The organism is Rhodococcus sp. 7Tela_A2, from assembly GCF_049311045.1.
Classification (GTDB): domain Bacteria; phylum Actinomycetota; class Actinomycetes; order Mycobacteriales; family Mycobacteriaceae; genus Rhodococcus.
This window is the reverse complement of the sequence record NZ_JAXION010000143.1, coordinates 1-9,573: the sequence shown is the minus strand read 5'-3', so window position 1 is coordinate 9,573 and position 9,573 is coordinate 1. Positions and strand designations below refer to the sequence as shown.

The 9,573-nt window shown below is 67.6% G+C and carries 9 protein-coding genes; 7 read left to right on the top strand and 2 right to left on the bottom strand.

The genetic code is table 11. The annotated features are described in order from the left end of the window. Positions 1–88 precede the first annotated feature (88 nt). A complete protein-coding gene (locus TVH25_RS19190; protein ID WP_422425224.1) occupies positions 89–904 on the bottom strand; it encodes an SDR family oxidoreductase in 816 nt (271 codons plus the stop codon). After that, complete coding sequence (locus TVH25_RS19185; protein WP_378528682.1) at positions 901–2,109, bottom strand: acyl-CoA dehydrogenase family protein; 1,209 nt, start codon at positions 2,107–2,109, stop codon at positions 901–903. Before TVH25_RS19185 ends, TVH25_RS19190 begins: the two co-directional genes overlap by 4 nt. Before the next feature lie 44 nt (positions 2,110–2,153). Here TVH25_RS19185 and TVH25_RS19180 point away from each other — a divergent pair, with 44 nt between their 5' ends. The 7 genes from TVH25_RS19180 (at position 2,154) to TVH25_RS19150 (ending at position 9,570) form a co-directional block, all read left to right on the top strand. Continuing rightward, the gene (locus TVH25_RS19180) at positions 2,154–3,701 is read left to right on the top strand and encodes a FadD3 family acyl-CoA ligase (protein WP_422425223.1); all 1,548 of its coding nucleotides are present in this window, start codon (positions 2,154–2,156) and stop codon (positions 3,699–3,701) included. Continuing rightward, complete coding sequence (locus TVH25_RS19175; protein WP_169623082.1) at positions 3,698–4,567, top strand: enoyl-CoA hydratase; 870 nt, start codon at positions 3,698–3,700, stop codon at positions 4,565–4,567. The genes TVH25_RS19180 and TVH25_RS19175 overlap by 4 nt, the downstream gene beginning before the upstream one ends. Continuing rightward, a complete protein-coding gene (locus TVH25_RS19170) occupies positions 4,567–5,727 on the top strand; it encodes an acyl-CoA dehydrogenase family protein (RefSeq protein ID WP_169623081.1) in 1,161 nt (386 codons plus the stop codon). The genes TVH25_RS19175 and TVH25_RS19170 overlap by 1 nt, the downstream gene beginning before the upstream one ends. After that, positions 5,724–6,701, top strand: coding sequence for an acyl-CoA dehydrogenase family protein (locus tag TVH25_RS19165; RefSeq protein ID WP_169623080.1), 978 nt, complete (start codon positions 5,724–5,726; stop codon positions 6,699–6,701). The genes TVH25_RS19170 and TVH25_RS19165 overlap by 4 nt, the downstream gene beginning before the upstream one ends. Further along, positions 6,698–7,747, top strand: a complete 1,050-nt coding sequence (locus TVH25_RS19160; RefSeq protein ID WP_169623079.1) for an acyl-CoA dehydrogenase family protein — start codon at positions 6,698–6,700, stop codon at positions 7,745–7,747. Before TVH25_RS19165 ends, TVH25_RS19160 begins: the two co-directional genes overlap by 4 nt. Positions 7,748–7,884: 137 nt before the next feature. Further along, positions 7,885–8,760 (top strand): aldo/keto reductase, encoded by an 876-nt coding sequence (locus TVH25_RS19155; RefSeq protein ID WP_422425222.1) that lies wholly within the window; start codon positions 7,885–7,887, stop codon positions 8,758–8,760. 66 nt (positions 8,761–8,826) lie between these two features. Then, positions 8,827–9,570: an acetoacetate decarboxylase family protein gene (locus TVH25_RS19150; RefSeq protein WP_422425225.1), complete on the top strand. Its 744-nt coding sequence runs from the start codon at positions 8,827–8,829 to the stop codon at positions 9,568–9,570. Positions 9,571–9,573 lie beyond the last annotated feature (3 nt).

The following is a 9,573-nucleotide window of genomic DNA, read 5'->3' as shown; positions in this document are numbered from 1 at the left end:
GGGGGGGGGGGGGGGGGGGGGTGTCTGGGACCCTCGGTCGCCCGGGCGGGCGGGGGGGGGGGGGGGGGGGGCCCGCCCCACGGGCGCATCAGGCGCGCTGCGAGGAGACGGAGACGACCTCGCCGGTCAGGTATGTGGTGTAGTCGCTCGCGAGCATCGCGATCGTGGCTGCGACTTCCCACACCTCCGCGGCCCGGCCGAAGGCTTCGCCCGCGGCAAGCTGGTCGAGCAGTTCCTCGCTGGTCACCTTCGCGAGGAAGGCGTGCCGTGCGATGGACGGTGCGACCGCGTTGATCCGCACTCCGTACTCCGCGGCCTCGATCGCCGAGCATCGGGTGAGCGCCATGACGCCGGCCTTCGCCGCGGCGTAATGCGCCTGCGAGTGCTGGGCACGCCAGCCGAGCACCGACGCGTTGTTGACGAGCACGCCGCCGTGATCGACCGAGCGGAAGTAGCGCAGCGCAGCGCGGGTCGCGCGGAAGGTGCTGGTGAGGGTGATATCGAGGACGCGGTCCCACTGGTCGTCGGTCATGTCCACGATCGGGGTTTCCCCGCCGAGACCCGCGTTGTTGATGAGCACGTCGATGCCGCCGAGTTGTTCGGCGGCACCGGAGATCAGGGCATCGACCTGTTCGGTGGACGAGACGTCGCACACGATCGACGCGACCTGCTGCTCGGGAAACTCCGCCGCGAGCTTGTCGGCGGCCTCACCGAGACGACGCTCGTGGAAGTCGGAGACCAGCACGTCGGCGCCCTCGAGCAGAGCGCGCCGCGCCGAGGAGAATCCGATTCCGGTACCCGCGGCGGCGGTGACGACGACCTTCTTCCCCGTCAGCAGACCGTGGCCCGGTGTTTCGACGGGCGCGGTGGCCAGGGGTGAAATGGCGCTGGGCGAAGTGGTCACGGACGTGCCTCCCGGGGAAGGCCGAGCACGCGCTCGGCGATGATGTTGCGCTGGATCTCGTTGGATCCGCCGTAGATGGTGTCGGCGCGGGTGAACAGGAACAGTCGCTGCCACTCCGCGAGTTCGAGGTGTTCGGGGTCCGTGAGGACGGACGGCGTGCCGGCGTGGTCGTGGTCGGGACCCACCAGCGAGGCCGCACCTTCCACGTCCATCGCCAGTGCGCCCAGGTCGCGGTGCCAGTTGGCCCAGAACAGCTTCGCGACGGATGCCTGTCCCGGATCTGCGTCGTCCAGGGTACGCACCGCGTGCGCCCGCATCACCCGTAGTCCGATGCGGGCACGGGCGATCTTCTCGCGGACGGCAGGATCGTCGAGCGCGCCGTTCGCCGCGGCGACATCGGTGATGGTCCGGAGTTCGCGCGCGAACCCGATCTGCTGGCCGAGGGTCGAGACACCACGCTCGAAGGTCAGCAGGCCCATGGCGACCTTCCAGCCGTCGCCGGGTGTGCCCACCACGAGGTCTGCGTCGGTCACGGCGTCGTCGAAGAACACTTCGTTGAATTCGGACGTGCCGGTGAGTTGCTGAATGGGACGCACCGTCACGCCGGGCTGGTCGAGCGGCACGAGCAGGAAGCTCAGGCCGTGGTGGCGGGACGATCCCGGTTCGGTGCGGGCGACGACGAAAGCCCACTGCGCGACGTGCGCGAGGGAAGTCCACACCTTCTGGCCGTTGATGACCCACTTGTCGCCGTCGAGACGGGCGGTGGTGGAGACGTTCGCCAGATCGGACCCGGCGCCGGGTTCGGAATAACCCTGCGCCCACAACTCGGTGACGTTGCGGATTCCGGGAAGGAAGCGCTGCTTCTGTTCCTCGGTTCCGAATGCGATGAGGGTGGGACCGAGCAGTTCCTCGCCGAGGTGATTGACGCGCGCGGGGGCGTCGGCTTTCGCGTATTCCTCGTGGAAGATGACGCGCTGTTCCATCGTCGCGCCCCGCCCGCCGTATTCGGTGGGCCAGCCGATGCAGGTCCAGCCCGACTCCGCGAGGTGGCGATCCCACGCGAGTCGTTGTTCGAAGAATTCGTGTTCGCTACCGGGTCCGCCTTTGCCTCTGAGCCCGGCGAACTCGCCGGTCAGATTCTCTTCGAGCCACTGTCGTACGGTGGCCGCGAACTCCGCATTGTCCAGGCTCTCGCTCTCGTGCACGTCTGTACGATAACCTACCAAGCAATTGCTAGGTAGGGAGCTACGTGAACACAACACCCGGAACCACGCCGGCCGCCCTCATCCGTGCCGTCGGCGACCACGCGAACGGACTCGCCGTCGTCGACGGCGATACCCGTCTGACCTTCTCTGAATTGCACGACCGTGTACGGGACTTCGCTGCCGCACTCGTGGCCCGCGGATTCCGGCCCGGTGACCGCGCCGCTATCTGGTCCCCCAACACTTTCCACTGGGAGATCGCCGCTTTGGGCGTGCACTGGGCGGGCGGAGTCGTCGTCCCCGTCAACACCCGCTACACAGGCAGCGAAGCCGCCGACATCGTCGAGCGAGTGCACGCCGCAGCCCTCGTCGTGGCCGGGGAATTCCTCGGCAGCGACCGTTTCACCCAGTTGCGCAACGCTGCACCCGAACTCGTCCTTCCGACCGTCGTGCGGGTCCCGCTGGGCGGGAACGACGCTCCCCGCGACGACGTATTCGAGTGGGACGACTTCCTGGCAACCGCGACCGAGGATCTGCGCACCGAGGCCGACGCTCGCGCGAACGCCGTGCAACCCGACGATGTGGCCGACATCCTTTTCACTTCCGGCACCACCGGCCGCAGTAAAGGCGTACTGAGCGCGCATCGCCAGACCATCGGTGTCGCCGACGCCTGGGGTGACTGCGCCGAACTGTCTCCCGACGACAACTATCTGATCATCAACCCGTTCTTCCACAGCTTCGGCTACAAGGCCGGCTTCATGGCGGCACTGCTCGAGGGTGCGACGGTGATCCCCATGGCGGTGTTCGACACCGAGAAGGTCATGGAGATCGTGTCACGGGAGAACATCAGCGTGCTTCCCGGAGCACCCACGATCTACCAGTCGATTCTCGATCACCCCCGGCGCGACGAGTACGACATGTCGACGCTCCGCATCGCCATCACGGGAGCCGCGCCGGTGCCCGTCTCCCTGGTCGAGCGGATGCAGCGGGAACTGAGCTTCGACGCGGTACTCACCGCGTACGGGCAGACCGAAGCCGTGGTCGCCACGATGTGCCGGGTCGACGACGATCCGGTGACCGTGTCCACCTCCTCGGGCCGCGCCACCGCCGGCTTCGAGGTACGCATCGGTGAGAAGGACGAGATCCTGCTCCGCGGACCCAACGTGATGCTCGGATACCTCGACGATCCCGAGGCGACCGCCGCCACCATCGACCCGGACGGCTGGCTGCACACGGGCGATGTCGGCGTGCTCGACGAGCGCGGTTACCTCGACATCACCGACCGGCTCAAGGACATGTACATCAGCGGCGGGTTCAACGTGTACCCGGCCGAAGTCGAAGCCGCGTTGCTCCGTGTTCCCGGGGTACACGAGGTGGCGGTCATCGGGGTGCGGGACCCGCGCATGGGCGAGGGGGGGCGGGCGTTCGTCGTCCCACTGGACGGGCAGCAGCCCACAGAGGACGACATCATCGCGTATGCCAAAGAGAAACTCGCCAACTTCAAGGTTCCGCGGTCGGTCCGGTTCGTGGACGCACTGCCCCGAAACCCGTCCGGCAAGGTACTGAAAAACGTTCTGCGTGAGGAGAAGTCATGACCGTCCCGTTCGAACCCGACGTCGTCACCTACGAGGTGCGCGACGGCGTCGCGATCGTCACTCTCAACCGTCCCGACTACCGCAACGCGCAGAACTCGGTCATGACCTACGCCTTGGACGCCGCATTCGAGCGGGCTGTCGAAGACGACGAGGTGAAGGTGATCGTGCTGGCCGGCAACGGTAAGCACTTCTCCGCCGGCCACGATCTCGGCACCCCGGGCCGCGACCACCACGTGCACTACGACAACAAGGCCGTCATGTGGTGGGACCACGTGGACAAGGCCGGCGGCGACCAGCGTTACGCCCGCGAGATGGAGGTGTATCTCGGGATGTGCCGCCGTTGGCGTGAGATCCCGAAGCCGACCATCGCGTCGGTGCAGGGAGCGTGCATCGCCGGCGGCCTCATGCTCGCGTGGGTGTGCGATCTGATCGTCGCCTCGGAGGACGCGTTCTTCTCCGATCCCGTGGTGCGCATGGGTATCCCGGGCGTCGAGTACTTCGCGCATCCGTGGATTCTGGGAACGCGGTTCGCGAAGGAGATCCTCTACACCGGTGATCGCTTCAGCGCGCAGCGCGCGTACGAGGTGGGCATGGTCAGCCGGGTCGTTCCGCGTGAAGAACTCGAATCCGAAACCCTCTCTCTCGCCTCGCGTATCGCCGAGATGCCGCGCTTCGGCCTGGCGCTGACCAAGCGCGCCGTGAACCAGTGCGAAGACCAGATGGGTATGCGCAACGGCATGGATTCCGTCTTCGGCCTGCACCACTTCGCGCACGCGCACAACGCCGAAGTGGGCGCCGACTCGCTCGGTGGCATGAACGCCAAGTCGATGGCCGCGAGCGCGCGGCCCACCCAGGAAGGGAAGTAGTGGACCTCGAACTCGACGACGACACCCTCGCGTTCCGCGACGAGGTGCGCGCGTTCCTGAAAGAGAACGTGCCGCAGACTCCGCTGAAGTCCATGGACACCGCGGAAGGTTTCGAAGAACACCGCCGGTGGGAGCAGCAACTCGCCGATGCGCGGATGTCGGTGGTGTCCTGGCCGGCCGAACTCGGTGGCCGCGACGCGAATCTGCAGCAGTGGGTCGTGTTCGAAGAGGAGTACTACCGTGCCGGTGCGCCCGGGCGCGTGAGCCAGAACGGCATCTTCCTGCTCGCCCCCACGCTCTTCGAACACGCGCACCCCGACCAGCTCGCACGGATCATGCCGCGCATGGCACGCGCCGACGACATCTGGGCCCAGGCCTGGTCCGAACCCGAGTCGGGCAGCGACCTCGCGTCGTTGCGCTCCACCGCGACCCGGGTCGACGGCGGCTGGCTGCTCAACGGCCAGAAGACCTGGAGCTCGCGTGCCTCGTACGCGGACATGGGTTTCGGTCTCTTCCGGTCCGACCCGGATGCGCAGCGACACAAGGGCATCACGTACTACATGTTCGATCTGCGAGCCGAGGGCGTCACCGTCAGGCCCATTCCCCAGCTCGACGGTGAGCCGGGGTTCGCGGAGATCTTCCTCGAGAACGTCTTCGTGCCCGACGACCCCGCGAACCCCGGCGAGTCCGGAGTGATCGGCGCGGTCAACGAGGGCTGGCGGGTTGCGATGAGCACCGCGTCCAACGAGCGCGGGCTGTCGCTGCGCTCCCCCGGCCGGTTCCTCGCGGCCACCGATCGCCTGCTGCGCAGCTACCGCGACTCCGACCTGCACGGCGACACGGCGACGCGCAACCGCGTGGCCGACGCGTGGATCGGCGCACGTGCCTACGAATTGTCCACGTGGGCAACGGTCACCCGCCTGCAGAGTGGTGGCCAGCTGGGCGCGGAATCGTCGATCAACAAGGTGTTCTGGTCCGAGTGGGACATCGCGACCCACGAGACCGCTCTCGGCCTGCAGGGACCGGACGCCGAACTCGTCGACGGCTGGACCGACGGTTACCTGTTCTCGCTGTCGGGCCCGATCTACGCCGGCACCAACGAAATCCAGAAGAACGTCATCGCCGAGCGGCTGCTCGGCCTTCCGAGGGGTGACCGATGAGATTCGCACTCGACGAGTCGCACGAAGACTTCGCGTCCAGCATCGACGCCCTGCTCACCAAGTCGGATATGCCCGCGGTGATCCGGGCCTGGAACACCGGCGACACCACCGCCGGTCTCGCAGTGTGGCAGCGGCTCGCCGACACCGGCGTCAACGGGTTGCTCGTCCCCGAGGAGCACGACGGTCTCGGTGCCGACGCGGTCGACCTCGTCGTTGCCCTCGAGCAACTGGGCCGCCACGCCGTTCCCGGACCGGTCGTCGAGACCGTCGCGGTGGCGCCGGCGTTGCTCTCCGCCGTGGCACCCGAGAAACTCGCCGCGCTCGCCGGCGGGTCGCTCGCCACCGTCGCTTTCGCACCGCATGTCCCCTATGCGGTGGACACCGACGTCGCGGCCCTGGTGCTGCACGTCGCCGACGGAACCGTGTCGGTGGGCACTGCCGGACCTGCGCGCGAGTCGGTCGATCGGTCACGCCGCCTGTCCGAAGTCTCGCCGTCCGAGACGCTCGGCACGACCGATACGGCCGCGGCGTTCGACATCGGCGTACTCGCGTCGGCCGCTCAGTTGCAGGGTCTCGGCCGGACGTTGCTCGAGACGACCGTCGAATACGCGCAGCAGCGCAAGCAGTTCGGACGGGCGATCGGCTCCTTCCAGGCGATCAAGCACCACCTCGCCGAGGTGGCCGTGGGTCTGGAGATGGCCCGGCCTCTCCTGCACGGCGCCGCACTCGCGATGCGCGACGGGCTTCCGACCGCGTCGCGCGACGTCTCGGCCGCCAAGGTGGCCTGCGGGGACGCCGCGTACCGGGCCGCTCGCACCGCACTGCAAGTGCACGGCGCGATCGGCTACACCCAGGAATACGACCTGTCGTTGTGGATCACCAAGGTCCGTGCCCTCGTCACCGCCTGGGGCACGCCGGACGCACACCGGGCGCGGATCGTCGACGCGCTGGAGAAGGCCGAGGTGGCGTCGTGACGTTCGAATCCGAAGACCGCGCTGCACTGCGCGAGTCGGTGCGGATGCTGCTCGCCAAGCACTCCGACTCCGCCGCGGTGCGCAAAGCGATCGCCTCGCCCGACGGGTACGACGCCGACCTGTGGACACGGCTCGTCGAGCAGGTGGGCGTGGCCGCGCTTGCGATCCCGGAAGAATACGACGGTGTCGGCGCGTCTCTCGCCGAAACCCACGTGGTCCTCGAAGAACTCGGCCGCACGCTCGCACCCACGCCGTTCCTCGGCTCCGCGGTTCTCGCCGCGCAGGCGCTGCTGCTGTCCGGTGACGCCGACGCCGCAGGGCGGCTGCTGCCGGGAATCGCCGCCGGCGAGATCGTGGCCGTGTGCTGGGCGTCGAAGTCCGGCTGGGACACCCCCGGTGTCGTCGCCGACGGCGACGTCCTGACCGGCACCGCTCACTACGTGCTCGGTGGAGACGTCGCATCGGCACTGCTCGTGCTGGCCACCGACGGCGACACGACCGCGTTGTTCGAGGTCGACCCCGCCGCGGAGGGGGTGACGCGGCGCCGGGTACCCACGATGGATCCCACCCGCAGTCTGGCGGAGGTCTCGTTCTCCGGGGTCACCGGTACCCGTGTGCCGTGCCCTTCCGACCTCGTCGAGCGATTGCGGTCGGTCGCGGTGATCGCGGTGTCGGCCGAGCAGGTCGGGGCCGCGCAGGCAGCGCTCGATCTCACGGTCGAGTATGCCAAGAACCGCAAGCAGTTCGGCCGGGTGATCGGGTCGTTCCAGGCGCTCAAGCACCGCATGGCCGACATGTACGCGCTGGTCGAGACCGCGCGGTCGATGTCGTACGCCGCTGCACTGTCACAGGATCCGCAGGACGCGTACGCCGCCAAGGTCTACTGTTCGGAGGCCTTCGAGCAGGTCGCGTCGGAAACGATCCAGTTGCACGGCGGTATCGCCATCACGTGGGAGCACGACGCGCAGCTGTACTTCAAGCGTGCCCACGGCACCGCCCAGTTGTTCGGTCCGCCACGCGCGTACCTGCAGGCGATCGCGGGCTGACCGGGAATTCGTCTTTCGTCCATGCCGGTTCTCCATGCCGGGACCGCGCCACCTCGTAGCCCTGCCCCAGGGCTCGGGGTGGCGCACCCGTCCCGCACGGATGATTGAGCCGGAGCCGCAGTGGTTAGCCTTGAGGGATGACGACTCCCGACATCACGCTGAATTCCGGAACCACGATCCCGCAGCTCGGCCTGGGAGTGTGGCAGGCCGACAACGAGGAAACCGAGAGCGCAGTCCGATTCGCGCTCGACGAGGCCGGATACCGGCACATCGACACGGCAGCCGCATACGGCAACGAAGAAGGCGTCGGTCGGGGTCTCGCCTCGTCGTCCGTCCCGCGTGAGGACATCTTCCTCACGACGAAGCTCTGGAATTCCGACCAGGGCTACGACCGGGCGCTGGCAGCGTTCGACGAGAGCCTCACCCGTCTGGGCACCGACTACGTGGATCTGTACCTCATCCACTGGCCGTTGCAGGACAACGACCGGCTGCTGCGCACCTGGGAGGCGCTCGAGAAGATCGCCGAATCCGGTAAGGCGAAAGCCATCGGTGTGTGCAACTTCGAGCCGCATCATCTCCAGTTGCTCGTTGAGCGCGGCGGCATGCTTCCGGCGGTCGATCAGGTGGAACTCCACCCGCATCTCCCCCAGCACGAAATCCGCACCTTCGCATCCGAGCACGACATCGCCGTCGAATCGTGGAGCCCTCTCGGCGGCACCAGCAACGCCGGCTGGGGCCCGCTCTCGAAGCCGAACACCCTTCTCACCGACCCGATCATCACGCGGATCGCGGACCGGCACAGCGTGTCGCCGGCGCAGGTGCTCATCCGCTGGCACCTGCAGAACGGGCTCATCGTCATCCCGAAGTCGGTCCACAACGATCGCATCGCCCAGAACATCGACGTGTTCGATTTCGAACTCGACGACCTCGATCTGAGCGAGATCGCGACGCTCGACGACGGTGTCCGGGTCGGGATGCATCCGGACGAGATGAACATGGGTGCTCCTGCCTGATCCCTTCCCTTCACGGAGTAGAACGTGTTCTCATTGCTGCACGCGTTCCACGTCGGAGAGGCAGCGATGAGCGAGACGACCACCCATTCGATCCTGGGAACTCCGGTCGAGATGCCGGTACAGGTCCGGACCGCGACCGCATTCATGGGCGTGTTCTCGGTTCCTGCGGCACGTGCGCAAGCCCTGATCGCCCCCACGGGCCTCGATATCCTCCGGTACCGGCCGGGTCGAGGACTGTGCACGCTCGTGTTCGTCGACTACGTCGACGGTGATCTCGGGCCGTACAACGAGTTCGGAGTCTGCTTTCTCGTCCGCGATCACGAGCGAGCGGGTGGGGGCGTGGCGCAGGACGTACGGCAGTTGGTGACCGGCGGTGCCGGCGCGCTGATCCATCGCCTGCCCGTGGACGGAGAGTTCACGCTCGCGGCCGGTCGCGGCATATGGGGTTTCCCGAAGACCTTGGCCGACTTCGACGCCGATCACCGGGGCAACATCAAGCGAGGTTCGGTGAGCGCCGACGGAGCGCTCATCGCGAAGCTGACCGTCGCGCCCGGGATCGGGCTTCCCGGCAAGGGGATCGCCGCCTCTCTCGCCGCCTACTCCCACCTCGACGGGACGACGCGACGCACCACCTGGTCGATGAATCCCAGTGGGGTGCGCACCCGGCCGGGAGGGGCCACACTCGAACTCGGATCGCATCCCATCGCGGACGAACTGCGGTCGCTCGGCCTGCCTCGTCGCGCGCTCGTCACCTCGTCCATTCCGGATCTGAAGATGACGTTCGGGGACGCCACCCGGGTGACTTCGTAGACC